This is a genomic window from Thalassotalea sp. G20_0 (assembly GCF_017744175.1).
Taxonomy (GTDB): Bacteria; Pseudomonadota; Gammaproteobacteria; order Pseudomonadales; family Endozoicomonadaceae; genus Endozoicomonas.
The window spans coordinates 12,463-37,412 of record NZ_JAGHQV010000011.1 but is presented as its reverse complement, the minus strand read 5'-3'; the positions used below and the strand labels follow the sequence as shown (position 1 = coordinate 37,412).

At 50.9% G+C, this 24,950-nt stretch carries 37 protein-coding genes; 30 read left to right on the top strand and 7 right to left on the bottom strand.

Going from position 1 to position 24,950, the window contains the following annotated elements; translation table 11 throughout:
* Positions 1-308: 308 nt before the first annotated feature.
* From mnhG to mbhE, 7 genes are read right to left on the bottom strand one after another with little or no spacing between them, the layout of a single operon-like run.
* Complete coding sequence (gene mnhG, locus J7438_RS08805; protein WP_209276246.1) at positions 309-614, bottom strand: monovalent cation/H(+) antiporter subunit G; 306 nt, start codon at positions 612-614, stop codon at positions 309-311.
* Positions 611-928: an MrpF/PhaF family protein gene (locus tag J7438_RS08800; protein WP_353620110.1), complete on the bottom strand. Its 318-nt coding sequence runs from the start codon at positions 926-928 to the stop codon at positions 611-613. Before J7438_RS08800 ends, mnhG begins: the two co-directional genes overlap by 4 nt.
* Positions 921-1,397, bottom strand: coding sequence for a Na+/H+ antiporter subunit E (locus tag J7438_RS08795; protein WP_209276245.1), 477 nt, complete (start codon positions 1,395-1,397; stop codon positions 921-923). Before J7438_RS08795 ends, J7438_RS08800 begins: the two co-directional genes overlap by 8 nt.
* Entirely contained in the window at positions 1,394-2,947 is a 1,554-nt protein-coding gene (locus J7438_RS08790; protein ID WP_209276244.1) for a proton-conducting transporter transmembrane domain-containing protein, read from the bottom strand. The genes J7438_RS08795 and J7438_RS08790 overlap by 4 nt, the downstream gene beginning before the upstream one ends.
* Entirely contained in the window at positions 2,944-3,297 is a 354-nt protein-coding gene (locus J7438_RS08785; RefSeq protein WP_209201934.1) for a Na+/H+ antiporter subunit C, read from the bottom strand. The genes J7438_RS08790 and J7438_RS08785 overlap by 4 nt, the downstream gene beginning before the upstream one ends.
* Positions 3,297-3,689: an MnhB domain-containing protein gene (locus J7438_RS08780; RefSeq protein WP_209276243.1), complete on the bottom strand. Its 393-nt coding sequence runs from the start codon at positions 3,687-3,689 to the stop codon at positions 3,297-3,299. The genes J7438_RS08785 and J7438_RS08780 overlap by 1 nt, the downstream gene beginning before the upstream one ends.
* On the bottom strand, positions 3,689-5,947 hold the full coding sequence (gene mbhE, locus J7438_RS08775; RefSeq protein ID WP_209276242.1) for a hydrogen gas-evolving membrane-bound hydrogenase subunit E: 2,259 nt from the start codon (positions 5,945-5,947) through the stop codon (positions 3,689-3,691). Before mbhE ends, J7438_RS08780 begins: the two co-directional genes overlap by 1 nt.
* A 213-nt stretch (positions 5,948-6,160) precedes the next feature.
* Here mbhE and J7438_RS08770 point away from each other — a divergent pair, with 213 nt between their 5' ends.
* The 30 genes from J7438_RS08770 (at position 6,161) to J7438_RS08625 (ending at position 24,877) form a co-directional block, all read left to right on the top strand.
* Positions 6,161-7,099 carry a hypothetical protein gene (locus J7438_RS08770; protein WP_209276241.1) on the top strand — a complete coding sequence of 313 codons (939 nt, stop codon included), beginning with the start codon at positions 6,161-6,163 and terminating at the stop codon, positions 7,097-7,099.
* Positions 7,100-7,355: 256 nt separating this feature from the next.
* The gene (gene rpsJ / locus J7438_RS08765) at positions 7,356-7,691 is read left to right on the top strand and encodes a 30S ribosomal protein S10 (RefSeq protein ID WP_066014867.1); all 336 of its coding nucleotides are present in this window, start codon (positions 7,356-7,358) and stop codon (positions 7,689-7,691) included.
* Between the two features lie 101 nt (positions 7,692-7,792).
* Positions 7,793-8,437 (top strand): 50S ribosomal protein L3, encoded by a 645-nt coding sequence (rplC, locus tag J7438_RS08760; protein ID WP_209201930.1) that lies wholly within the window; start codon positions 7,793-7,795, stop codon positions 8,435-8,437.
* Positions 8,438-8,449: 12 nt separating this feature from the next.
* The gene (rplD, locus tag J7438_RS08755; RefSeq protein ID WP_101746641.1) at positions 8,450-9,052 is read left to right on the top strand and encodes a 50S ribosomal protein L4; all 603 of its coding nucleotides are present in this window, start codon (positions 8,450-8,452) and stop codon (positions 9,050-9,052) included.
* Positions 9,049-9,345 carry a 50S ribosomal protein L23 gene (gene rplW, locus J7438_RS08750; RefSeq protein ID WP_101746640.1) on the top strand — a complete coding sequence of 99 codons (297 nt, stop codon included), beginning with the start codon at positions 9,049-9,051 and terminating at the stop codon, positions 9,343-9,345. Before rplD ends, rplW begins: the two co-directional genes overlap by 4 nt.
* An 11-nt stretch (positions 9,346-9,356) precedes the next feature.
* On the top strand, positions 9,357-10,184 hold the full coding sequence (rplB, locus tag J7438_RS08745) for a 50S ribosomal protein L2 (protein ID WP_209276240.1): 828 nt from the start codon (positions 9,357-9,359) through the stop codon (positions 10,182-10,184).
* A 21-nt stretch (positions 10,185-10,205) separates the two neighbouring features.
* Complete coding sequence (gene rpsS, locus J7438_RS08740; protein ID WP_066014871.1) at positions 10,206-10,484, top strand: 30S ribosomal protein S19; 279 nt, start codon at positions 10,206-10,208, stop codon at positions 10,482-10,484.
* Positions 10,485-10,496: 12 nt separating this feature from the next.
* Positions 10,497-10,832: a 50S ribosomal protein L22 gene (rplV, locus tag J7438_RS08735; RefSeq protein ID WP_209201929.1), complete on the top strand. Its 336-nt coding sequence runs from the start codon at positions 10,497-10,499 to the stop codon at positions 10,830-10,832.
* A gap of 11 nt (positions 10,833-10,843) precedes the next feature.
* A complete protein-coding gene (rpsC, locus tag J7438_RS08730; RefSeq protein WP_101746638.1) occupies positions 10,844-11,551 on the top strand; it encodes a 30S ribosomal protein S3 in 708 nt (235 codons plus the stop codon).
* Positions 11,552-11,562: 11 nt separating this feature from the next.
* Complete coding sequence (gene rplP / locus J7438_RS08725; protein ID WP_020582409.1) at positions 11,563-11,976, top strand: 50S ribosomal protein L16; 414 nt, start codon at positions 11,563-11,565, stop codon at positions 11,974-11,976.
* Positions 11,976-12,167: a 50S ribosomal protein L29 gene (gene rpmC, locus J7438_RS08720; protein WP_020582408.1), complete on the top strand. Its 192-nt coding sequence runs from the start codon at positions 11,976-11,978 to the stop codon at positions 12,165-12,167. The genes rplP and rpmC overlap by 1 nt, the downstream gene beginning before the upstream one ends.
* Before the next feature lies 1 nt (position 12,168).
* Positions 12,169-12,444, top strand: coding sequence for a 30S ribosomal protein S17 (gene rpsQ / locus J7438_RS08715; RefSeq protein ID WP_101746637.1), 276 nt, complete (start codon positions 12,169-12,171; stop codon positions 12,442-12,444).
* 114 nt (positions 12,445-12,558) lie between these two features.
* A complete protein-coding gene (gene rplN, locus J7438_RS08710) occupies positions 12,559-12,927 on the top strand; it encodes a 50S ribosomal protein L14 (RefSeq protein WP_066014875.1) in 369 nt (122 codons plus the stop codon).
* Positions 12,928-12,939: 12 nt separating this feature from the next.
* Positions 12,940-13,254, top strand: a complete 315-nt coding sequence (rplX, locus tag J7438_RS08705; protein WP_101746636.1) for a 50S ribosomal protein L24 — start codon at positions 12,940-12,942, stop codon at positions 13,252-13,254.
* Between the two features lie 10 nt (positions 13,255-13,264).
* On the top strand, positions 13,265-13,804 hold the full coding sequence (gene rplE / locus J7438_RS08700; protein ID WP_101746635.1) for a 50S ribosomal protein L5: 540 nt from the start codon (positions 13,265-13,267) through the stop codon (positions 13,802-13,804).
* 16 nt (positions 13,805-13,820) lie between these two features.
* The gene (rpsN, locus tag J7438_RS08695; protein ID WP_101746634.1) at positions 13,821-14,126 is read left to right on the top strand and encodes a 30S ribosomal protein S14; all 306 of its coding nucleotides are present in this window, start codon (positions 13,821-13,823) and stop codon (positions 14,124-14,126) included.
* Positions 14,127-14,155: 29 nt separating this feature from the next.
* Positions 14,156-14,548 carry a 30S ribosomal protein S8 gene (gene rpsH, locus J7438_RS08690; protein ID WP_209276239.1) on the top strand — a complete coding sequence of 131 codons (393 nt, stop codon included), beginning with the start codon at positions 14,156-14,158 and terminating at the stop codon, positions 14,546-14,548.
* Positions 14,549-14,560: 12 nt separating this feature from the next.
* Complete coding sequence (gene rplF / locus J7438_RS08685) at positions 14,561-15,094, top strand: 50S ribosomal protein L6 (protein WP_209201928.1); 534 nt, start codon at positions 14,561-14,563, stop codon at positions 15,092-15,094.
* A 17-nt stretch (positions 15,095-15,111) separates the two neighbouring features.
* Entirely contained in the window at positions 15,112-15,459 is a 348-nt protein-coding gene (rplR, locus tag J7438_RS08680) for a 50S ribosomal protein L18 (RefSeq protein WP_503003896.1), read from the top strand.
* Between the two features lie 12 nt (positions 15,460-15,471).
* The gene (gene rpsE, locus J7438_RS08675) at positions 15,472-15,987 is read left to right on the top strand and encodes a 30S ribosomal protein S5 (protein WP_101746630.1); all 516 of its coding nucleotides are present in this window, start codon (positions 15,472-15,474) and stop codon (positions 15,985-15,987) included.
* 3 nt (positions 15,988-15,990) lie between these two features.
* On the top strand, positions 15,991-16,176 hold the full coding sequence (gene rpmD / locus J7438_RS08670; RefSeq protein ID WP_209276238.1) for a 50S ribosomal protein L30: 186 nt from the start codon (positions 15,991-15,993) through the stop codon (positions 16,174-16,176).
* Between the two features lies 1 nt (position 16,177).
* Positions 16,178-16,612 carry a 50S ribosomal protein L15 gene (gene rplO, locus J7438_RS08665; protein WP_101746628.1) on the top strand — a complete coding sequence of 145 codons (435 nt, stop codon included), beginning with the start codon at positions 16,178-16,180 and terminating at the stop codon, positions 16,610-16,612.
* On the top strand, positions 16,613-17,938 hold the full coding sequence (gene secY, locus J7438_RS08660; RefSeq protein ID WP_101746627.1) for a preprotein translocase subunit SecY: 1,326 nt from the start codon (positions 16,613-16,615) through the stop codon (positions 17,936-17,938).
* A 45-nt stretch (positions 17,939-17,983) separates the two neighbouring features.
* Positions 17,984-18,097: a 50S ribosomal protein L36 gene (rpmJ, locus tag J7438_RS08655; RefSeq protein WP_081622108.1), complete on the top strand. Its 114-nt coding sequence runs from the start codon at positions 17,984-17,986 to the stop codon at positions 18,095-18,097.
* Between the two features lie 354 nt (positions 18,098-18,451).
* Positions 18,452-18,808: a 30S ribosomal protein S13 gene (gene rpsM, locus J7438_RS08650; protein ID WP_101746626.1), complete on the top strand. Its 357-nt coding sequence runs from the start codon at positions 18,452-18,454 to the stop codon at positions 18,806-18,808.
* A 103-nt stretch (positions 18,809-18,911) separates the two neighbouring features.
* Positions 18,912-19,301, top strand: coding sequence for a 30S ribosomal protein S11 (gene rpsK, locus J7438_RS08645; protein ID WP_020582394.1), 390 nt, complete (start codon positions 18,912-18,914; stop codon positions 19,299-19,301).
* Positions 19,302-19,316: 15 nt separating this feature from the next.
* Entirely contained in the window at positions 19,317-19,937 is a 621-nt protein-coding gene (gene rpsD / locus J7438_RS08640; RefSeq protein WP_209201926.1) for a 30S ribosomal protein S4, read from the top strand.
* 31 nt (positions 19,938-19,968) lie between these two features.
* Complete coding sequence (locus J7438_RS08635) at positions 19,969-20,970, top strand: DNA-directed RNA polymerase subunit alpha (protein ID WP_209276237.1); 1,002 nt, start codon at positions 19,969-19,971, stop codon at positions 20,968-20,970.
* 68 nt (positions 20,971-21,038) lie between these two features.
* Entirely contained in the window at positions 21,039-21,431 is a 393-nt protein-coding gene (rplQ, locus tag J7438_RS08630) for a 50S ribosomal protein L17 (RefSeq protein WP_209201925.1), read from the top strand.
* Between the two features lie 674 nt (positions 21,432-22,105).
* A complete protein-coding gene (locus tag J7438_RS08625; protein ID WP_209276236.1) occupies positions 22,106-24,877 on the top strand; it encodes a protein kinase domain-containing protein in 2,772 nt (923 codons plus the stop codon).
* Positions 24,878-24,950 lie beyond the last annotated feature (73 nt).

Below are 24,950 nucleotides of genomic sequence, written 5' to 3'. Positions count from 1 at the left end.
TGAGCAACCACGAAAACACAAAACAGCCATCTATTTCTTGCTGGCTCGGGGACTGTTGGAAAATTCCAGTACTTGAATCTTGTTTATCAAGTCAGTGCGGCAGAAATCATCAAAGACAGGAAAAGCAAAAAAAACTGAAACAACTGAGGAAAATGTCAGGATAAAAGGGGGGAGTCGTTTTAGCAGGTTCATTTGCAAACTGATTGTTCTTAAATAATTTCCCCATGATCCCTGAAGCAGAGTTGAAAAGAAGAGGCACCGAAGTGAAAAAAGGCCCGAAGTTTCAGGCCCGCTTTAGAAGGGAGGAGTTAATCCTGTTGATGACCACGCCACATCTGGTAATTATTCATCAACAGCGATTTACCCATCAGGTGTGCTGCAACGGGGGCGGTCATCAGGAGGAAAGCGATAATCCCGACGGCCCGGGAACTGACGGAAACCCCCTGAAAGTGCAGGGCCACAGCCACCATAATTAAACCAATCCCGATGGTGCCTGCCTTGGTGGATGAGTGCATGCGAATGTAAGCATCCGGCATCCGTAAAATACCCAGCGCAGAGAAAAAGCTGAACAGTACCCCGACAATTAAACAGCTGGCGACTACCCAATCCATCATGATTTTTCTCCTGAACTTAAACCCGAATCACCGCGAGACTGACCCAGTGGCACGCGCATCATAAAGCGGGCAAAGGCAATGGTGCTGAGAAACGCCACCAGTGCCAGAGTGATGGCAATATCCATAAACGCGGTGGCGTTGCTGTAAATGGTGAATACACCAATAAAGCCGATGGTGATAAAGGCAATGAGATCCAGGGCAATCACCCGATCTGCCAGGGAGGGGCCTTTGCACAGTCGGATAAATGCCAGGGCCAGGCTGGCTAACAAACCGACAAAGGCGAAATGAGTGGCAAAATCCATAATGTCAGTCACGGGTCACCTCCAGAATACGACGCTCCAATGATGTTTTGATATCGTCGATCACCGATTGTTCGTTCTTGCTGAACATGGCATGTATGATCAAATACCGGCGATCTTCACTGACATCCAGCGTCAGTGACCCCGGCGTTAGCGACACCATATTGGCCAGCAACATAATCTCCATGTCAGATTCAACCGCCAGCGGCACTTTGATAATGGCCGGATGGCTCAGGTGGGTGGGGGTGATGACATCCCATACCACTTGCATGCTGCTGGTCAGCAGTTTGTACAGTAACACCGCCAGTAGCTTCAGGGCTGCCAGGAACTTGCGGCCGTAGTGAGGTTTATTGCGGAAGGGTTCGGTCAGCAACAGCGCAAAAAAACCGACCACAAAACCAATGGTAAAGTCGATGCTGCCATAGTCGCCGTTCAGCAGCATCCAGCCAAACGCTAACAGGATGTTTAACAAAAACAGGTTCATGGTTGCGTTCCTCCAGCGGGTGCGGAAGGTATGGTGAGCGTTGAGTAGGCCGTGCTGTCGCTGCCAAGCACCGCATTAAGGTAAGGCTGTGGATTGAGCAGGTTGGTCGCAGAGACTTCTGCCAGCTGATAAATGGGTTCGACCAGCAAACCGATCAGAATGGTCAGCACCGCCAGTGCCGCAATAGGAACGATATACAGGCAGTTTTCCATCCGCGTCAGGGGGATCGGTGCAGCAGCGTTGTCCGGAAGTGGTTTCCAGAACGCTTCGGCCCAGATTTTGGTCATTGAGTAAATGGTCATCAGGCCAACAAACAGGGCGGTGGCCGCCAGCAGATAGGCGTCAGTTTGCAGGCTTGCCTTGATCACCAGAAACTTGCCCCAGAATCCGGACAGCGGTGGAAAGCCCGCCAGAGAGAACGCCGGAATCAGAAACAGCAGGGCCAGCCACGGCATGCTTCGATAAGCGCCACCCAGCTCACGCAGGTTATCACTGCCCTGTCTGCGCTGCAGGAAGCCGCCGATCAGGAACAAGTTGGCCTTAACAATAATGTGGTGGATGATGTAGAAAATCGCACCGGTAATGGCCAGCGGTGTATAGATGGCCAGTCCCATCAGCATATAGCCAATCTGACTGATAATATGAAACGACAGAATACGTTTGATATGGAATTGACTGGCCGCCCCAAGAACGCCGGTTAGCATGGTCAGGCCGGCAATCACAATCAGCAATGGCTGGTAGCCGCTATCGACCAGGTCAAACACAATGGTGAAAACGCGGATCAACGCATAAACACCCACTTTGGTCAGCAGTGCGGCATACAGGGCAACGATGGCGCTGGGCAGATGATGATAGGACGCTGGCAGCCAGGAGAAGACCGGGAACGCCGATGCCTTGATGGCAAAGCCAAACAGAAACAACCCGGAAATCAGCATCATGGTGGTGTCCGGCAGTAACGGGACTTTGGCGTGCAGGTCGGCCATATTCAAGGTGCCGGTAGCGCCATACAATAGCCCGATGGCCAACAGGAAAACCATGGTGGAGATCAGGTTGAGCACCACGTATTTAACCGCCGCATCCACCTGCTGTTTATTGGCATTGAGCACCATCAGGCCAAATGAGGTAATGAGCATGACCTCAAAAAACACATAAAGATTGAAAATGTCGCCGGTTAAAAAGCTGCCCATCACACCGGCCAGCAGGGCATGAATCAAACTGTGATAGATCCCATAGAACGGTTTGCTGCGCAAATCGGTGGTGCTGTAGAGCACAATCGCGACACCGATTATGGCGGTAATCAGCACCATGCTGGCTGATAGCAGGTCAGCGACAAAGACAATGCCGAAGGGAGCTTGCCAATCACCAAAGGCGGTTACCTGCAGGCCTTGCGAAATGACCTGCTGGATCAGCAACAGGGCGATACACAGGTTGGCGAGAGCACCGGACCAGCTGATCACCGATGACAGGGCGCGGGCGCGAAAGCTGAAAGCGCAGGCCGTAGCGGTCAGCAGCGGAATAAAAACAGGCATAACCAGTAGCCAATGGGTCATTGCTCTGTCTCCGCATGTTGCATTTTGTCCATATCAGCAGTGCCAAATTCTTTAATGGCGCGATAGGCCAGTAATAAGGTGAACAATAACAGACCGAAACCGATCACAATGGCGGTCAGAATCAGCGCCTGTGGCAGCGGGTTGGCGTAACCGGCGGCCGGGAGCAGGGCGTCACTGGCAATCAGCGGGGGATTGCCCCGGGTTAAGCGGCCAGCGACAAAAATGGCCAGGTTGATGGCGTTACTGACCAGAATCATACCGAACAGAAAGCGCACGATATGACGCTCCAGCATCAGGAAAACGCCGCAGGCCGTCATCAGGCCGACGACCAGACACCAGAGAAACTCCATTAACTTAACTCCTCTTCAACATTGAGCAGGATCATCAGTACCGATCCGATGACGGCCAGGTAAACGCCGACGTCAAATAACAGTGGGCTGCCGATTTTGCCCAGCCACAGGCCAGAGAGAAAAGGCTGCCCGAAAAACAGGGGCAGCAGACCAGCGAACAGTGCTATTAACACGCCACAGCCAGCAAAAGCGGGCGGTGGATAGATCAGTCGCTCGCGCACATAGTCAGGGGTTTCAGCCAGCATTAATAGGGCAAAGGCAATCACGGCTATGAGGCCGGCAATAAACCCGCCGCCGGGATTGTTATGGCCACGCAACAGCAGGTAGACAGAAAACACCAGCATCAGCACCGTGACGATATGGGCGCTGGTACGAAAGATAATCGATGACATTAACGGGGCTCCTTGGGGGTATCAGAGACCATCTGGTTAATTCGTTTGCCAGCCAGTACCGCGATGGTCGCCAGTGCGGCGATCACCACTACAACGGCTTCTCCGAGGGTGTCAAACGCACGGAAATCCACCAGGATAACATTGACGATATTGCGCCCTTTGCCACCGCTGACGCTGGTCTGGGCATAGAACTCGGAGATTGCCTGATTCATGGGTTCGGCAGTAATAATCCACAGAGCCAGGGTGATGCTGATCCCGATGCCTGCGGCAACGCAGGCGTGCACCAGGCGGCGAACCGCTGAATGCCGGGGAACCGTGTTGGCAGCAGATAGGTGGCGTAACACGATGGCGATAAAGACCACGAGCAGGGTCTCTACCAGTAACTGCGTTTTGGCCACATCCGGAGCGCTATACACCAGGAAAACCAGTGTGGTCAGAAAGCCAATGGTACCCAGTGCGGCCACCGCCAATAGCAGGGTACGGGCCTTGACCACCACCACGGCGGCGATGACCAGAAACACGGCGAGGAAGATATCGTAGTACTTCAGATCCCAATCAATCGGTGGCAGGGGGTGTATCTGCCAGAGTACAGTGCCAAGAAAAGCCAGTAACACCAGGAAAAACTGCAGGCTGTATTGGGTTAGCTGACCGTGCTGTAACAGACGGGTTTGCCAGTTTGCCAGTTTGACCACGGCATCCAGCAGGTACTGATAAATAGCAGGGCCGGACGGTAGCCCGGACATAAGCTGGTCGAGCCGTGGCTTCAGGCGTGGATAGCCGACATAGAGCAAGATACCCAGTAACAGCGTGAGTGCACTTAACAGCAGCGGCAGGTTTAACCCTTCCCAGAGCTTCACCGTTTTCACCTGAGGGGTAGACAGCATCACCTCAGCAGCCGGATCAATCACCAGCCCCTGATACCAGTTCAGCAGTGCCAGCGGCACAATGATCGACAGCAGTGCCAGCACGATGGGTGGCAACCAGAGCAGTTGATTATGTTCAACGGCTTTCATCGGTGCAGCCTTGGCATGATGGGGCCGTAAAAAGGGTTTGATCACGATCAGCAGTGCCAACGCCACCATAATGGCATTGGTCAGCAGCATGGTGCCGGAAAGCAGCCAGCCAAATTCCAGTCCTGCTTTATAGAGGTACTCCTTGGACAGGAAACCAAACGACGGTGGCAGACCCGCCTTGGACGCAGCGGTCACCAAAGCGGCAGTAAAGCTGATGGCCAGTACCGCACGCAGCCCCGCCAGTTCATGGTATTCCCGGGTGCCGGTGGCTTTATCGATATTACCGACCACCATAAACAGTCCGGCCTTATAAAAGGAGTGCGCCGCAATCAACAGCAACGCGGCAGTGACGGCATAGCTGCTGCCGATGCCGATCAGCATCACCAGCTGACCAAGAATGACATTGGTACTGAAGGCAAGCATCAGCTTTAAGTCGGTCTGACGGTAAGCCTGTATGGCACACCACAGTGCAGTAAAAGCACCGGCACTGCACAGCAGTGTGAACCATAACGTGCTGTCACCATACACCGGCAGCAGTCGTGCCAGCAGGTAAACACCGGCTTTGACCATAGTGGACGAGTGCAGATAGGCACTGACGGGGGTAGGTGCGGCCATGGCACCGGGCAACCAGAAATGAAAGGGAAACTGTGCCGATTTGGTGAATGCCCCCAGCAGAATAAGCAACAGTGATGGCGTAAACCACGGGTGCTGAGACAGCGAAGCCCCCTGGGTGATGATGGCACTGAGACTGTAGGTACCCGCCATTTCGCCCAGCATAATCAGGCCCGCCAGCATTGCCAGGCCGCCACTGCCGGTGACCAGCATGGCTTGCAGGGCGTTCTTGCGGGATTTTTCCTGTTCATGGTTAAAGCCAATCAGCAGATAGGAGGTGAGGGTGGTTAATTCCCAGAATACGAACAGCAACAGCAGGTTATCAGCCAGTACCAGACCCAGCATGGCCAGCATAAACAGGGTCAGATACAGGTGAAACGCACCGCGGCCTTGGTAAGGTTTCATATAAGCGATGGCATAGAGTTGGACCAGAAACCCGACGCCACTGATTAAACTGGCAAACAGGACACTGAGGCCATCAAGGCGGAGTGAAAAATCGATGCCCAGTGACGGAATCCAGGGCCAATACAGCAGAGACTCCGGTGGTTTATAGCTGGCGCTGATCAGCAGAAAAATCCCGAGCGGCAGCAGTGCGCAGAACGCCAACCAGAGTTTAAGTGTTGGATTATGCATGAAATAAGGCCGTAAATATCGTTTTAATGGGAAAGCCGTGATTAAGGTGGGACATTATAATGGCACTTTCGCTTTACTATATAGACAAAAGTTATGTCACCTATAAGTGCTTTATTTGCAAGGTGGTATTGGGGTGATCTGTTCTTCATTAATAGCTTTTAACTATTATTGTAAAGATATAACGAATGAATAATGATCAGGGATGATAAGTTTATGAAGATTAACGAAAATCAGGGAGTGGTTCATAATAATTTTGGCGAAGCGGAAGTCAGGAAGGTTGGGAAGACAGAGGATCAGCGCAAAGTAGTAACCCAACATGGTGTAAAGCCTTGTTTGGGGTCTGGGGTTAAGCCTTCTGCGAAGTTATTGTCAAGCCGTAAGATTTCATCAACGGCTATTGATATTAAGATAAAAGTACAACCTGACTTTACCAATACGCCGGGAGCTAAAGTAGTGGAGGCTGCCAATAAGATGGTTGGTTGGTACCATTGGGGGGCACCGGCGATGAATGTTGATGGTGCCAAAAATGGTTTGGAGGAGCTGGTGAAGCGTGGTACACCGATCAATGAGCAATCCAGGCTTAATTGTTGGGAGGGGGTTTTACAGGCAGGGATGAAAAGTGGAGTGTTGCCTGAGGATGCACTGATAAAATGGTTGAAAAATAACGATGCCATGAGCAGTGACATGGATTATAACAAGAAAATCGTTGAGCTTTTTGGCATGCAGAAATCCTTACCTTTGCATGATACTGTGCCGGAACCCGGTGATATTATTCTCTTTTACGGTAACTCTCATATAGCGCTTTCCATGGGTGGGGATCAAATGTTGCATTTGCCGAACCATGGGACGTTTAAAGAGCAGTCAGTGACCGAATTTGTTGATGCAGTCAGGAGTGATGACAGGCAGTATGCGGCATTTCTCAAGAATTCAGCAGAGACCGTAGGCGATGTTTCAGACGGAGAGGTAAGCAACGAAACTTATGATAAGGCTTGTGACTTTTCGAAAGCAGTAAGAGATTTGAGATCAGGGCAAATGTCTAAAGGGTTCTTCGGTGTAACAAAAAGAAAAGCTCTGGCGGCTTTTCAGACACAGAAAGTCAGTTGGCAGTCAGAATCATTAAAAATCCGTGGGGACAAATGCTTGATCTTTTAGCAAAATAACAATTTGAGAGTAATGGATTGTGATCTGTACCCAGCCTGCCTTCAGATAGTCCCTATTCAATCAATCCCCCCCGGCCATGTATCATGCCCGCCTGATAAAATGACCCTCTGCTCTTCCATATAACAAAAACTTGTTTGAAAGCTTGTGTTGACAGCAAGTTTTGTGGTTAGTAGAATTTTGCGTCCTTTTGTCTAGGTGACATAGTTCATCAGACTTTGTTCTTTATAGATGCCATGGTTAGAACAAAATGAGCCAACAATCAAAGCAGTCCTCACAGGCGCAGCAAATTCGTATTCGCCTGAAGGCTTTTGACCATCGCCTGATTGACCAGTCTACGCAGGAAATCGTTGATACTGCAAAAAGAACTGGTGCGCAGGTTCGTGGTCCAATCCCTCTGCCAACACGAAAAGAACGCTTTACTGTACTGATTTCTCCACACGTCAACAAAGACGCCCGTGACCAGTATGAAATCCGTACTCACAAGCGTCTTCTCGACATTATCGAGCCCACCGAAAAAACTGTAGACGCACTCATGAAACTGGATCTGGCAGCCGGTGTCGAAGTGCAGATCAGTCTCGGTTAATGAGGCCATGGGCTCTCCATCAAAGTGTGCACACTTTTGTGTAACAGCTCTGAAGTGAGCGGCCATAGTGGGTGATAGCCCCGTACACGAGAGAGGTTGAAATGACTATTGGATTAGTCGGCAAGAAACGCGGTATGACCCGTGTTTTCACCGAAGACGGTGTTTCCATACCGGTTACCGTAATTGAGGTAGATCCAAACCGCGTTACCCAGGTGAAAACCCTGGAAACCGACGGATATACTGCAATTCAGGTAACTTCCGGAAGCAAGAAAAGCAGCCGTCTGAGCAAGCCGGAAGCTGGCCACTTCGCCAAAGCAGGCGTTGAAGCTGGTTCTGGTCTCTGGGAATTCCGTATCGACGCTGACGCTGAATATAAAGCGGGCGACGTTATCGGTGTAGACCTGTTTGAGCAAGGTCAGAAAGTAGACGTTACCGGTCAGTCCAAGGGTAAGGGCTTCCAGGGTGCTATCAAGCGCTGGAACTTCCGTATGCAGGACGCGACCCACGGTAACTCTCTGTCTCACCGTGCACCTGGCTCTATCGGCCAGTGTCAGACTCCTGGTCGTGTCTTCAAAGGCAAGAAAATGGCTGGACATATGGGCGCTGAAAACGTGACCGTACAGTCCCTGGAACTCGTTCGCGTTGATAGCGAGCGTAACCTGCTGCTGGTCAAAGGCGCAGTACCCGGTGCAGCCGGTGCTGACGTTATTGTTCGTCCAGCAGTTAAAGCACGTGCTCACGCCTGAGGGGATTAGACGATGGAACTGAAGGTAAACGGTGCAGATGCCGTTCAGGTCTCAGACGTGACTTTTGGCACTGAATTCAACGAAACCCTGGTTCACCAGGCGGTTGTTGCATTCATGGCCGGTGCGCGTCAAGGCACCAGAGCTCAGAAAAACCGCAGCGACGTAAGTGGCGGTGGTCGTAAGCCCTGGCGTCAAAAAGGTTCCGGTCGTGCACGCGCCGGTACTATCCGCAGCCCACTGTGGCGCGGGGGCGGCAAGACATTTGCTGCCAAACCACAGAATCACGCTCAAAAGCTGAACAAGAAGATGTATCGCGCAGCGCTGCGTTCCATCTTGTCCGAGCTGGTTCGTCAAGAGCGTCTTATTGTGGTTGAGCAGTTCGCTGTTGAATCACCAAAGACCAAACTGGTTGTAGCCAAGCTGAATGAACTGAACGCTAACGGCGCGTTGATCGTTGCTGATGAAGTGGATCAGAACATTTATCTGGCCGCTCGCAACATTCCTCACGTGGATGTTCGTGACGTTCAGGGTATTGATCCGGTTAGCCTGGTTGCTCACGACAAAGTCGTGATGACCGTGTCTGCCATCAAGAAGTTCGAGGAGATGCTGGGATGAACCAGGAACGTATTTTCAAAGTTCTGCTTGGTCCGCACATTTCCGAGAAGGCCACTGTCGTTGCTGAAGAGCACAATCAGTACGTCTTCAAGGTAGCCAGGGACGCAACCAAGCTCGAAATCAAAAAAGCTGTTGAGCAGCTGTTTGAAGTCAGCGTTAAAGCTGTCAGGACTGCCGTTGTTAAGGGCAAGACCAAGCGTACTCGTTTCGGTATGGGCCAGCGCTCAGACTGGAAAAAGGCGTACGTCAGCCTGGAGCAAGGTCAGGAAATTGACTTCGCGGACGCGGAATAAGGAGCTAGAGAATGGCAGTAATCAAATGCAAGCCGACTTCTCCAGGTCGCCGCTTCGTTGTCAAGGTAGTAAACCCTGACCTCCACAAGGGCCGCCCTTACGCGCCTCTGGTGGAAAAGAAAGGCAAAACTGGTGGTCGCAACAATGCTGGTCGTATCACTACCCGTCATCGCGGGGGTGGTCACAAGCAGCACTACCGTATCGTAGACTTTCGTCGCAACAAGGACGGCATTCCAGCTGTTGTTGAGCGTCTGGAATACGATCCAAACCGTACTGCGCACATCGCCCTGTTGAAATACATGGATGGTGAGCGTCGTTACATTATCGCGCCTAAAGGTGTGAAAGCCGGTGATGAGCTGTTCTCCGGTGTTGATGCCCCGATCAAAGCTGGTAATACTCTGCCTCTGCGCAATATTCCACAGGGTTCCATCGTACACTGTGTAGAAATGAAGCCTGGTAAGGGCGCTCAGATGATTCGCAGTGCTGGTGCTTCTGCCCAGCTGGTCGCTCGTGACGGTGCTTACGTTACCCTGCGTCTGCGTTCCGGTGAAATGCGTAAAGTATTGGCTGACTGTCGCGCCACTCTGGGCGAAGTCTCTAACAGTGAGCACAACCTGCGCTCTCTGGGTAAAGCGGGTGCTAAGCGCTGGCGTGGTGTGCGTCCGACCGTTCGTGGTGTTGCCATGAACCCGGTAGATCACCCACATGGTGGTGGTGAAGGTCGTACTTCCGGTGGTCGTCATCCTGTGACGCCATGGGGTATCCCGACCAAGGGTCGCAAGACTCGTTCCAACAAGCGTACGGACAAAATGATCGTACGTCGTCGCAGCGCGAAGTAAGCCTAGAGAGAGGATACGATAGTGCCACGTTCATTGAAAAAAGGCCCATTTATCGACCTTCACCTGCTGAAGAAAGTCGAAGAAGCGGCTGAAAGCGGCAACAAGCGTCCGATCAAGACCTGGTCTCGCCGCTCCATGATTATCCCAACCATGGTTGGTCTGACTCTGGCTGTGCACAACGGTCGTCAGCACGTTCCTGTCTTCGTTACCGAAGATATGGTTGGCCACAAGCTGGGTGAGTTTGCTGCAACCCGTACTTATCGCGGTCACGCAGCAGACAAGAAGGCCAAGAAGCGCTAAGAGGGTATAGAAATGAAAGAAGTTGCTGCTATGCATAAAGGCGCTCGCATTTCTGCCCAGAAAGCGCGTCTGGTCGCTGACCAGATCCGCGGCAAGGCAGTTGGCGACGCCCTGGATCTCCTGAGCTACAGCCCGAAAAAAGCTGCGGTTCTGGTTAAGAAAGTGCTTGAGTCTGCTATTGCAAACGCTGAGCACAATGACGGCATGGACATCGATGAGCTGAAAGTCTCTACTGTCTTCGTTGACGAAGGCATGACTATGAAGCGCATTCGCCCACGTGCCAAGGGTCGTGCTGATCGCATTCTGAAGCGGTCTTGCCATATTACGGTTAAGGTTGCAGAGGTCTAAGGAGCGGTCAGATGGGTCAGAAAGTACATCCTAATGGAATTCGCCTGGGCATCGTTAAGCCCCACCGTTCAGTCTGGTTTGCAGATGGCAGCGATTACGCTGACAAACTGAATGCTGACCTGGCGGTGCGCAGTTTCATTGAAGAGAAGCTGAAAAACGCTTCTGTAAGCCATGTTGAAATCCAGCGTCCAGCGCAAAGCGCCCGCGTGACCATTCACACTGCCCGTCCGGGTATCGTGATTGGCAAGAAGGGTGAAGACGTTGAGAAGCTGCGTCAGGCGGTGTCCAAAATGATGGGCGTGCCTGTGCACATCAACATTGAAGAAATCCGCAAGCCTGAACTGAATGCCATGCTGGTGGCTCAGAGCATCGCTGGTCAGCTGGAGCGTCGTGTGATGTTCCGTCGTGCCATGAAGCGCTCTGTCCAGAACGCCATGCGTCTGGGTGCCAAGGGTATCAAGGTTCAACTGAGTGGCCGTCTTGGCGGTGCTGAAATCGCGCGTACTGAATGGTACCGCGAAGGTCGTGTGCCACTGCACACCCTGCGTGCTGACATCGATTATGCACATTATGAAGCACTGACCACCTACGGTATTCTGGGTGTCAAGGTCTGGATCTTTAAGGGTGAGGTTATCGGTGGCATGGCGCCCACTGTTGAGCCTTCCAAAGATAAAGAACAGCCAGCTCGTCGCCCTAAGAAGCGTCAGGCTAAGAGTTAAGGAGCGCGGAAATGTTACAGCCTAAGCGTACGAAATTTCGTAAGCAGCAAAAAGGCCGCAATCGTGGTCTGGCACTCCGCGGCTCCAAGGTTAGCTTCGGCGAATACGCATTGAAAGCAATCGGTCGTGGACGTATAACAGCTCGCCAGATTGAGGCGGCTCGTCGTGCCATGACCCGTCACATTAAACGTGGCGGTAAAATCTGGATCCGCGTCTTTCCTGACAAGCCGATCACCGGTAAGCCTCTTGAGGTTCGTCAGGGTAAAGGTAAGGGTAACGTGGAATACTGGGTGTGCCAGATTCAACCAGGCCGCGTTCTCTATGAGATGGAAGGTGTGTCCGAAGAGCTGGCTCGTGAAGCCTTTGCTCTTGCAGCAGCCAAGCTGCCGCTGGAAACTGCCTTCGTTAAGCGGAGCGTAATGTGATGAAAGCTGCTGAACTGCGTGAAAAGTCTGTAGAGGAGCTCAATACTGAGCTGCTCTCTCTGCTGCGGGATCAGTTTAACTTCCGTATGCAGAAAGCTACTGGCCAGCTGGGTCAGAGCCATCTGCTGAAGCAGGTTAAGCGCGACATCGCTCGTGTGAAAACCATCCTGAACCAAAAGGCAGGAGCATAAGATGGCTGAAGAACTGGTTGGTCAGAAAAAGATCCGTACACTGTCCGGTAAGGTCGTGAGCGACAAGATGGATAAAACCATCACTGTTCTCATCGAGCGCCGGGTAAAACATCCGCTTCTGGGTAAAATCGTGAAGCGGTCCACCAAGTTGCACGCTCATGATGAAAACAACGACTGCCGTATGGGCGACGTTGTGACCATCAAAGAGACGCGTCCTCTGTCAAAGAGCAAGACGTTTACGCTTGTATCCATTGACGAGCGTGCTACTCAGATCTAAGGCTACGGTGCTTTGGGCTTGAGTGATTAATGGCCGTTCCGGCTGCCGTCGGAACGGTTGTTTTTGTGAAAGCCGGCGAGTACCCGTCTGCAGTTTGGGCTTGGAGAATAAGCAATGATCCAGACAGAAAGTCAACTCGAAGTCGCTGATAACAGCGGCGCCCGTCGAGTTCAGTGTATCAAGGTGCTGGGTGGATCCCATCGCCGTTACGCTGGCATTGGCGACATCATCAAAGTATCCGTGAAGGAAGCGATTCCCCGCGGTAAGGTCAAAAAAGGCCAGGTGATGAACGCTGTTGTCGTGCGTACCAAAAAAGGTGTTCGTCGTCCAGACGGTTCCCTGATCAAATTCGATGGCAATGCAGCCGTTCTTCTGAACGCCAACCTGCAGCCCATCGGTACCCGTATCTTTGGACCAGTGACTCGTGAGCTGCGCGGTGAGCAGTTCATGAAGATCATCTCACTGGCCCCAGAAGTACTGTAACGGGAGCAGGTAATGAAAAAGATCCGTCGTGATGACGAAGTCATCGTAATTGCCGGCAAGGACAAAGGTAAGCGCGGTAAAGTGCAAACCGTTCGTGCTGACGGCAAGCTGGTTGTTTCTGGCATCAATATGATCAAGAAACATCAGAAGCCTAACCCGATGCTGGGCACTCCTGGTGGAATCGTAGAAAAAGAAGCGGCTATCGAAGCTTCTAATGTTGCGATTCTGAACCCTGAAACCAACAAGGCTGATCGTGTTGGCTTTGCTATCGAAGATGGCAAAAAGCAGCGCGTATTCAAGTCTAACGGCAAGCCTGTTGACGCGTAAGGGGAGAGTGATGGCAAATTTTAAAACCAAATATCGTGAAGAAATTCTGCCCATGCTCAAAGAAGAGCTGGGTGTGAAAAACGTTCATGAAGTGCCACGCATCACCAAGATCACCCTGAACATGGGTGTGGGTGAAGCGATTGGTGACAAGAAAGTCATCGAACACGCGGTTGCTGACCTGGAAAAAATCGCCGGTCAGAAGGCTGTTGTGACCAAGGCCCGCAAATCCGTTGCCGGCTTTAAAGTCCGTGAAGGCTGGCCAATCGGTGTTAAGGTGACTCTGCGTCGTGAGCGCATGTATGAGTTCCTGGAGCGTCTGGTTGATATCGCTCTGCCACGTGTCCGTGACTTCCGTGGTCTGAGCCCCAAGTCTTTCGACGGCCGCGGTAACTACAGCATGGGTGTTAAAGAGCAGATCATCTTCCCTGAAGTTGATTACGACAAAATCGACACTCTGCGCGGTCTGGACATCACTCTGACCACTACCGCCAAGAATGACGAAGAAGGCCGTGCTCTGCTGAAGGCTTTCAACTTCCCATTCCGTAACTGATACAGGTACGAGTTTTATGGCAAAAGTATCCATGAAGCAACGGGAACTGAAGCGTCAGCGCACCGTTGCCAAGTATGCTGAAAAGCGTGCACAGCTGAAAGCTGTGATTAACAATCCTAACAGCACTGAAGATGAGCGTTGGGATGCCCTGGTAGCTCTGCAGAAGCAGCCTCGCAATGCCAGCAAGGCGCGTCTGCGTAACCGCTGCCGCATCACTGGCCGTCCACACGGCGTACTGCGCAAGTTCGGCCTGAGCCGTATCAAGCTGCGTGAAGCAGCGATGCGTGGTGATGTTCCAGGTCTGGTTAAAGCCAGCTGGTAAGCGCATTTCATCTTCGGGAGATATAGATAATGAGTATGCAGGACCCGTTAGCAGATATGCTAACTCGTATCCGTAATGCCCAGATGGCAGAGCACGCCTCTGTCACCATGCCGTCCTCCAAAATCAAGGTTGCTGTAGCCCGGGTTTTGAAAGACGAAGGTTTCATCGCTGACTACAGAGTCGCTGGCGAAGCCAAGGCTGAACTGGCCATCGAGCTGAAGTATTTCGAAGGCAAGCCAGTTATTGAAAGCCTGAAGCGTACCAGCCGTCCCGGCCTGCGTTCTTACGCTGGCAAGGAAGCGCTGCCTAAAGTGAACGGCGGTCTGGGTATCGCTATCGTTTCCACCAACAAAGGTGTTATGACCGATCGCGCTGCCCGTGCAGCCGGTGTTGGTGGCGAAATTCTCTGCACTGTGTTCTAAGGGAGGGGTATTATGTCTCGAGTAGCCAAAAGCCCTGTTGCTGTCCCTGCTGGTGTAGAGATCAAGCGCAATGGCCAGATCCTTGTAATCAAAGGTTCTAAGGGTCAACTGGAACTTGTTGTTCACAACAATGTCGAAGTTGGACAGGAAGAAAACGTTCTGACGTTTGCTCCACGTGATGGTGCCAAGCACTCTCGTGCTCTGGCCGGCACTACCCGTGCCCTGGTTAACAACATGGTAACCGGTGTTACCGCTGGCTTCGAAAAGAGGCTGCAGCTGGTCGGTGTTGGTTATCGTGCAGCGGCCAAAGGTAATAGCCTGACTTTGAACCTGGGCTTCTCCCATCCGGTTGAATACGAACTGCCACAAGGCGTGACTTGTGAAACTCCGACCCAGACTGAAATTCTGGTTCGCGGTATCGACAAGCAGCTGGTTGGACAGGTTGCTGCGGAAATTCGTGAATTCCGTCGTCCTGAGCCTTATAAAGGCAAGGGTGTTCGCTATGCTGACGAACGCGTTCGTCGCAAAGAAGCCAAGAAAAAGTAAGGTAGGGTGAGATCATGATGGACAAGAAATCTTCTCGCCTGCGTCGTGCCCTTCGTGCAAGGGTCAAGATGCGTGAGCTGGGTGCCATTCGTCTGAGCATTCATCGTACGCCTCGCCACATCTATGCGCAGGTTATCGCCGCTGACGGCGACAAAGTGCTGGCATCTGCCTCCACTGTTGAAAAAGAACTGCGTGGCGATGCTACCGGTAACGTAGAAGCGGCCAAGAAAGTTGGTGCCCTGGTTGCTGAGCGTGCCAAGGCGGCGGGTGTAACCAAGGTGGCGTTTGACCGCTCTGGTTTCAAATATCACGGTCGTGTCAAGGCGCTTGCCGATGCAGCCCGTGAAGGCGGACTGGAATTCTAAGGGTAGAACGTCATGGCAAGAGAAAGAGATGAGCGTAAGCCTAACAACGACGAAGGCTTGATTGAGAAGCTGGTACAGGTTAACCGTGTCGCCAAAGTGGTGAAAGGTGGCCGTATCTTTGGCTTCACAGCGCTGACTGTCGTTGGTGATGGCAAGGGTAAGGTTGGTTTTGGTCGCGGTAAAGCCCGTGAAGTGCCAATCGCTATCCAGAAAGCGATGGAAGCTGCCCGTCGCAACATGATTCATGTTGACCTGAACGGTGACACCCTGCAGTACCCGGTGAAAGCCCGTCACGGTGCTTCCAAGGTTTACATGCAGCCAGCGTCTGCTGGTACCGGTGTTATCGCCGGTGGTGCAATGCGTGCCGTTCTTGAAGTGGCTGGCGTACACAACGTACTGGCCAAGTGCTACGGTTCTACCAATCCGGTGAACGTGGTTCGTGCTACTTTTAACGGTCTGCGCGACATGCGTTCTCCTGAAGGCGTTGCTGCCAAGCGTGGCAAGTCTGTTGAGGATATCCTGGGGTAAGTCATGGCTGAGAAGATGATCAAAGTGACGCTCGTGAAGAGCACTAACGGTCGCCTCGAAAGCCACAAGGCTTGCGTACGGGGTCTGGGCCTGCGTCGTATCAACCACACTGTTGAAGTGGAAGACACTCCTTCAGTTCGTGGCATGATCAACAAGGTATCCTACCTTGTCCGGGTAGAAGGAGAATAACATGCGTTTGAATACTCTGAGCCCGGCTGAAGGTAGCCGCAAAGAGGGTAAGCGCGTAGGTCGTGGCATTGGCTCCGGCCTGGGCAAGACCTGTGGCCGTGGCCACAAAGGTCAGAAGTCCCGTTCCGGTGGTTCTGTCAAGCCAGGTTTCGAAGGCGGTCAGCAGCCACTGCAGCGTCGTCTGCCAAAGTTTGGCTTTACTTCACGCAAAGCGCGTTTTACTGCTGAGATTCGTCTGCACGAACTGAACAAGGTCGAAGCAGACGTGATCGATCTGGCAGCGCTGAAAGCAGCTGACCTGGTCAGCGGTAGCATCCAGCGCGCCAAAGTGGTACTGTCTGGCGAATTGGCTAAAGCAGTCACCATCAAAGGTCTGGCTGTTACCAAAGGCGCCCGTGCCGCGATTGAAGCTGCCGGTGGTAAGATCGAGGACTAAATGGCTAAGACATTACCTGTTGGGAATCAAAGCGGCTTAAACGAGCTCTGGTCTCGCGTTAAGTTCGTGTTTCTGGCGATCCTGGTTTACAGGATCGGTGCGCACATCCCTGTGCCGGGCATCAATCCTGATGCGCTGGCTCGGATGTTTCAACAAAATGAAGGCACCATTCTGGGTCTGTTCAACATGTTCTCTGGCGGTGCGCTGGAGAGAATGTCGGTACTGGCCCTGGGGATCATGCCTTATATTTCGGCGTCCATTATCGTTCAGTTGATGAGCGTGGTTAGCCCGCAGTTGGAGCAGCTCAAGAAGGAAGGTGAGTCCGGACGTCGCAAGATCAGCCAGTACACCCGCTACCTGACCGTTGCCCTTGCCCTGGTCCAGGGTACTGGCATGACTGTCGGTCTGGCCAATCAGGGTGTTGCCTTCAGCACTGACCTCAGCTTCTATATTGTTGCTGTGGTCACGTTCGTCACCGGTGCCGTCTTTATGATGTGGCTGGGCGAGCAGGTGACTGAACGGGGAATCGGCAATGGTATTTCGATTCTCATTTTTGCAGGTATTGTCGCTGGTCTTCCAAGTGCAATTGTGCGGTCTTTCGAGTCCGCACGTCAGGGTGATATCAACATCCTGATGTTACTCGCCGTTGCCCTTCTGGCAATTGCGATCATCGCATTTGTGGTCTTTATCGAACGGGGTCAGCGCCGGATAACCGTAAACTATGCCAAGCGTCAACAAGGGCGCAAGGTGTTTGCGGCCCAGAGCAGCCATCTGCCATTGAAGGTGAATATGGCCGGCGTTATTCCAGCTATTTTCGCTTCCAGCCTGCTGCTGTTCCCTGCGTCCATTGCGCAGTGGTTCGGCCAGGGTGAAGGTATGGGATGGCTGCAGGACATTGCTCTGGCGCTGGGTCCGGGTCAGCCACTGAACATCATACTGTTCTCGGCAGGCATCATCTTCTTCTGCTTCTTCTACACTGCCCTGGTCTTTAATCCAAAAGACGTGGCAGATAACCTGAAGAAGTCTGGTGCATTCATCCCCGGTATCCGTCCGGGCGAGCAGTCTGCACGTTATATTGATGGTGTCCTGACTCGCCTGACCATGTTCGGTGCTCTCTATATGACAGCAGTGTGTCTGTTGCCTCAGTTCCTGGTAGTGTCGGCCAATGTTCCGTTCTATCTGGGAGGTACCAGCCTGTTGATCGTGGTGGTCGTGGTGATGGACACCATGGCTCAGGTGCAGTCGCATCTCATGTCGCATCAGTATGAGTCGCTGCTGAAGAAATCCAATCTTAAGGGCTATGGCTCTGGCGGTTTGATCCGCTAAGCCACTCTCATTGAGAATAGTTCTGCAACGGTTGTGGAGTTAGTTATGAAAGTACGTGCGTCGGTTAAAAAAATCTGCCGCAACTGCAAGATCATCAAGCGTAAGGGTAATGTACGTGTGATCTGTCAGGAGCCGCGTCACAAACAGCGTCAGGGCTAATCATTGTTGGGAATCTACGGATTCTCGCGATAGCAGGACTCTGGTCTAATGTGACCTCAGGCAAAGCCAACCGCTCATGAAATTGTTCATGAGCGGTTGTGTTTTATCGAAAGGGGGATTACAATTTCCGCCTTTCGACCTGTTGGAAATGCCTTTTGCTGCGTGAGTGTTTTAGCTTTGCTTGATTGCTCCGTTGGCAAGGTGTTTTCTCAGGATGAAAGCAGCCATTTCTGAAACAACGGTTTCTTCCGGCGTTTTAATATGGTGACGTGTTTCAGTTTAATTTGGTTTTGCTGAGCAAATGATCAACTGAATAGCTGTTACACGGTTAAATGTAATAACGGAGACGATTGAATGGCCCGTATTGCTGGCGTCAACATTCCAGATAACAAACATGCCGTTATCTCGTTGACCTACATTTTTGGTATCGGTAAGACTTCAGCTCAGCAGCTGTGTGCTGCCACTGGCGTTAACCCGTCTGCCAAAGTATCTGAATTGAGCGAAGATCAGCTGGAATCCCTGCGTACTGAAGTTGCAAAACTCAACGTAGAAGGTGACCTGCGTCGCGAAATCAGCATGAACATCAAGCGCCTGATGGACCTGGGTTGCTACCGTGGCCTTCGCCACCGTCGCAGTCTGCCGGTTCGTGGTCAGCGCTCGAAGACCAATGCCCGTACTCGCAAGGGTCCGCGCAAACCGATTCGTAAATAAGATCGTTGCATTTCTCTGAAGAAACGCTTGGCATAGTCCTTTTCTATTAAAGGCTTTTCTTTGCAGAGAATAACGAACTTTTAAATACAGGATTTGTTCTGATATGGCAAAGCCAGGTACTCGTACACGTAAGAAAGTTAAAAAGTCGGTTGTGGATGGCATCGCCCATATTCACGCCTCTTTTAACAACACTATCGTGACAATTACCGACCGCCAGGGTAATGCACTCTCCTGGGCAACTGCAGGTGGCTCCGGCTTCCGTGGTTCCCGTAAGAGCACGCCATTTGCTGCGCAGGTTGCAGCTGAGCGTGCCGGACGTGCCGCCGCTGAGTTCGGTCTGAAGAATTTGGACGTGAATGTTAAAGGGCCTGGTCCAGGCCGTGAATCCGCTGTACGCGCGCTCAACGCTTGTGGTTTCAAGATCAATAACATCACTGATGTTACCCCGATCCCACACAATGGTTGTCGTCCGCCCAAGAAGCGTCGTGTATAAGCAGGAGACCGGTAAATGGCTAGATATATAGGTCCTAAGTGCAAGCTGTCTCGTCGTGAAGGCACTGATCTCTTCCTGAAGAGTGGTGTTCGTGCGCTCGAGTCAAAGTGCAAGGCAGAAAATGCTCCTGGCCAACATGGCCAGCGTCGTGGTCGTCTCTCCGACTACGGTGTTCAGCTTCGTGAGAAGCAGAAAGTTCGTCGTATCTACGGTGTACTGGAAAAGCAGTTCCGTAACTACTACAAGGAAGCTGACCGCCTGAAGGGTGCAACTGGTTCAAACCTGTTGCAACTTCTGGAGTCTCGCCTTGATAATGTGGTTTACCGCATGGGGTTCGGTTCTACCCGTGCAGAAGCACGCCAGCTGGTCAGCCACAAAGCTGTCATGGTTAATGGCAAGACTGTAAACATCCCGTCTTATCAGGTTAAGCCTGGTGACGTTGTTGCTATCCGTGAAAAGGCAAAAAACCAGCTGCGCATCAATGCAGCGCTTGAACTTGCGGCCCAGCGTGGTTTCTCCATCTGGGTGGAAGTAGATGCCAACAAAAAAGAAGGTGTCTTCAAGACGCTGCCCGAGCGGAGTGATCTGGCGGCCGACATCAACGAGAGCTTGATCGTCGAGCTGTACTCCAAGTAAGGGATAGACAGTTAGGTGGGGTGTAACATCCATGCAGAATTCGGTAACTGAATTTCTAACTCCTCGACACATTGATGTTGAGGAAATCAGTCTGACACGGGCAAAGGTCACCCTGGAGCCGCTGGAACGTGGTTTTGGGCATACCTTAGGCAATGCCCTGCGTCGCATTCTTCTTTCCTCTATGCCCGGTTGCGCCGTGACTGAGGTAGAGATTGATGGCGTGCAGCATGAATACAGTGCTATTGAAGGTGTTCAGGAAGATGTTATTGAAATCCTGCTCAACCTCAAAGGCCTGGCTATTCGCATGACTGGCCGTGACAGCGTTACTCTGACTCTGAGCAAAAAAGGCGAGGGTGTCGTCACTGCTGCTGACATCCAGCTGGACCACGATGTAGAAATCGTGAATCCTGATCATGTTATTGCCCACATGAACAACAAGGGCAATCTTAACATGAAGCTGAAGGTTGCTCGTGGTCGTGGGTATGAATCAGCCGACAGCCGTCGTCAGGATGAAGAGGAAACTCGCGCTATCGGCCGTCTGCAGCTGGATGCCACCTATAGCCCTGTATACCGTGTTTCCTATGTCGTAGAAAGTGCTCGTGTAGAACAGCGTACTGACCTCGACAAGCTGGTTATCGACCTGGAAACCAATGGTACTCTGGATCCTGATGAAGCCATCCGTCGTGCTGCTACTATTCTGCAGCAGCAGCTGGCGGTATTCGTGGACCTGGAAGGTGAGTCCGAGCCAGAGCCTGTGAAGGAAGAAGACGAGGTTGATCCGATTCTTCTTCGTCCGGTTGATGATCTCGAACTGACCGTACGTAGTGCTAACTGCCTGAAGGCAGAGAATATCTACTACATTGGTGACCTGATCCAGCGCACTGAAGTTGAGTTGCTCAAGACCCCGAACCTGGGTAAGAAGTCCCTGACTGAAATCAAGGACGTTCTGGCCTCCCGTGGTCTGAGTTTGGGTATGCGTCTTGATAACTGGCCACCTGCCAGTTTGAAGAGCGACGATAAGGTTTCTGCTTAATTGCAGCCAGGAGCCGCCACTGTTGCAGAAACAGAAGCGGTTCCTGGTAAGAAGAGGAAGTTTGTGCCATGCGTCATCGTAAGAGTGGCCGCAAGCTTAACCGGAACAGTTCTCATCGCAAAGCGATGTTCAAGAATATGGCTGCTTCCCTGGTTGAGCACGAAGTAATCAAGACAACACTGCCAAAAGCGAAAGAGCTGCGTCGTGTTGCTGAACCGCTGATCACCCTGGCTAAGGAAGACAGCGTTGCTAACCGTCGGCTGGCGTTCGATCGTCTCCGTAACAAGGCTGCGGTAGGCAAACTGTTTACTGATCTGGGTCCGCGTTTCAAAGAGCGTCCAGGCGGTTACATCCGTATCATCAAGTGCGGATTCCGTCATGGTGACAACGCGCCTATGGCTTATGTCGAGTTGCTGGACCGTCCTGCTGTTGAAGCAGTAGCGTCCGCTGACGAAGAATAAGTCATAAAAAAGCCGGGTTAATCCCGGCTTTTTTGTTTTTACCCTGCCATGAAGTTCTTTTCCCCTTTCTCGGTTAGCCTCCTGTTATATCATTTCCATGAGTTTGACGGGGTGTCGTTACCATAAGCTCTGCACTCCGTTCGTCCTGAGGCTCTATGTTTCCTCTCAAAGGGCACAAACTCCGGCCCATGATAGTATCGTGCCAAGCCCTCTTGGACTCCGCTCAGGATGAACGGAGATGGTGCACGTCAATCTCATTGAACTGATGCACTCGCTTCTTGCCCTTCATAATCAGTTAACCAACTGTCATCGAATATTTTCCAGATCATTCTACTTCAGTAGATTAGTCGGGATGTTATAAACGCTTACCAACTGGTTAGTGATTTATGTGAAAACAAATGGTATTTAAACCGGAGTATTTCGAATCACTTTATGGAGCTTTGATTTGACGTTCTGTCAGGTTAATTAACAATGGTAAAGAACTATTTAAACTTTTAACGATCAAATCATCATAATCAAAATTTTAATTGCAGGATTTACTTATGCTATACCCTTCTCCACCCTCAGTAAGCCATCAAACACCTCGCGCGGGCTCAGTAGGTTCAGTCCATGGCGAGCAACGAAATGCCCATGGGATTAAGTTCAAACGGGTATTGAGATCCCCGGAAGCCAAAATGGCTGAAGAATTATATGGTCGGCTTAAAGTACAACGTCACAGTAGCTCAGATTCCTGTCTTTGTTTAGTGAAGACCAGTTATTATGATCGACTGGTTGGCTTTAAAAGGGCTGGAGAGGATCCTGTCATTATCCAGGTTCACGATGGCAAACCATATTTAGGCAAGGGTGCTTTTGGAGAAGTCTTTGAAAGCAGTCATTTGGTCCGAAAGTCAGAGAAACGTTGGGGAGTTCCTCATGGGCAGCAATATAACAGAGTTATGAAGATCCAGGAAAACAATGAAGTTGCCCGGAGTGAAAGAGACTTTCATTCGGTTCAGCCCGGATCGTTAGGTGCTGGAGAATTTGAAGGTTACCAATACCTGGATCAATTACGCATTCCCGGAAAATGTTTACAGAAGTATTTTGCTGATAAAAACTGGCCACTGAAAAACAGGTTTGACTGTGCTGTGGCTATGTTGATTTGTGCCAAGACTTTCGTGGCTGGGGGGTTAGCTCATCCCGATATTAAACCGTCCAACATGATGTATGATGAAGTTAAGAATGAGATTTTTTTTATTGATAATGCCCATGTATGTGATCTTGAAGACCCATCAGCGCCCAGGCCACTGAATCTGTTGGGGACGCCGTTTTTTGTTGAGCCTGACCAATTCCAAAAATCAGAAATTACAGACAAGTCGATGGTGTTTTCCCTTGGAATTATTTTGTTGAATCTATTTTCTGATGACCCTGGTGGTTATGCAGTTGCCGAGTCTCGGATCGCTCAGCGCAAGGACTTAAAACTAAATCTGGAGAAATTTCTTCCAGAACTCAGGATAAACAAAAACTGTGCTGATTTCGTCCAGCAGCTGATAGGTTTCTTAACTGACATGGTTGCAAACAACAGTGCCTCTCGTCCCGACTTAGACGAGTGCCTGGGGAAAATGACCGCTTTTTCCAGTGGGTATAAAATCATTGAAGAAGCTGGTAGTCACATCAAGTCAGCCCATAATAAAGTTGCTCGTTTGGAAAATGAACTGAAAATGGTACAACAAAAACAGGCATTAGTTCAAAGAAAGGGTATAACTGAACAGCAATTTAAAATGGCAAAAGAAGAATGTGCAGCGAAAGAGCGTGAATTGCAGATGGTGTTGATGCAGCAGCAGTTTGCAATCAATGAGATGGAAGAACAGCAGAAGCAAAAACTGGAAGAGTTAATGCAGGAACAGCAGCTGAAGCTTGAAAAGCAGCAGCAAGAAACCAAATCGTTGGAAAAACAAGCCGCTCATTATAAAGGTGAGGCAGAAAGTGCGAAAAGTGATGTCGTGCTGACATCTCGTAAACTGAAAAAGCGGACAGCAGAAGTACAAAAGATGGAAGGCATCCTTTCCATTAAAGAAGAACAATTGCAGGCTAAAGAAGAACAATTGCAGGCGTTGGCAGGAGAGGTTGCCAAGGCGGAGAAGCAGAACCAGGCGGTGGATATAGCTCGCACCGAGGCTGAGGAGGCGCGTATAAAGGCTGAGGAGGCGCTCACAGAGGCAGAGAAGACAAATGCTCAATATAAACTAGAACTGGCAATAGCGGCGAATAATCAAAAGCTTGCAACGTCTAAATTGGAAGATGTTCAACTCGATAAGGAAAAACTGCTGGCTGAGAAAGCTTCTCAAGCTGCGAAAGTAGAGGAACTTTCAAGTAAGCTGTCTAAAAATCTAAAGGCACCTTTGGATAGGCTGAAAAGACTGGCCAGTAATCGGGATGATCTAGATAAAGCTGATTTTTGCAAGATATTGCCTGGTATTTTAGAAGCCCTGCTGTCCGATCTTGCGAGGATTAGATTCCTGGAACAGATTGGAATATTTATTGTCTGCAATAAGGATGGAGCCGGTAAGCTCTACACCCATAAGTCCTGTTTGAGGCCTTTTTCCTTATATCCCCGTCGGCAGTTTGATTTCACGAAGACTCAACGAATGCATTTGGAGGCAGTTTCATCTCAGGCTAAAGCGCTGGCAGAAAAGATGTTAAACGGCACCGAAGAAAGTAAGCGGGAAGCCTGCCAATTTTTAAATTACGGTTTTATTACACAGGTTCAGGTCACCGATGTGTTATCAGAAGACAATGGATGGGCTGAATCACTGCTGGCTTCTACGCCCGGCATTGCAAAATACCAGTTTACGCCAGAACAGGTAGCAAACTTCGGTTTCAGACAATCTCCCCTTGGTATACATTTTAAAGATGGCAGGGAAGGTGATCCTGCTAAAAGTAAACAACTTACTGACTATATGATGGAGCTGGAACAGTTAGATGAAGTATCTGCGGCACAACGTTTGCTGGCTAACCTGGCGCTGAAGGAACCTATTGATAACCTGAGAGCTTTAGAGAATGAGTTTTGGACGATTCTCACCAGAGCGAACGCCTATACGAGGGGGGAGCAGGACACTGTCACCTGGTTTGCACAATCCATGTTGAAAAATGTCACTGGGGAAAGACTCATTCGTCAAGATGTTGATTCTCCATCGGCGACCAAAATGAAGCATATTTCTTTACTGCGCTCTGCCTATGATGAGGCTTTAAAACCATTAATGGAGAAGCAATTGGATGCTCTGGAAATTCGACATTTGGCGGAGAGTCGCCTGGTTAAATTCTCCCCTGCTCAATACCAGCATGAACTTCAAGGCTTTCAAAATGGCCTGAAGTGCAAAGTTGCAGCACTTCTGGAGTCTGAGAAAAATTTTGCCGCCTACAAGGATTACTTGCATAAAAAGTTTGCGACAGATTTTTCTGTTTCATAGTGTCAGTTGCGCTGCTCTGATTGTGCTATTGCCACATGCACCAGCCTTTCGGGTTGAGTTTATCTCCCGGATT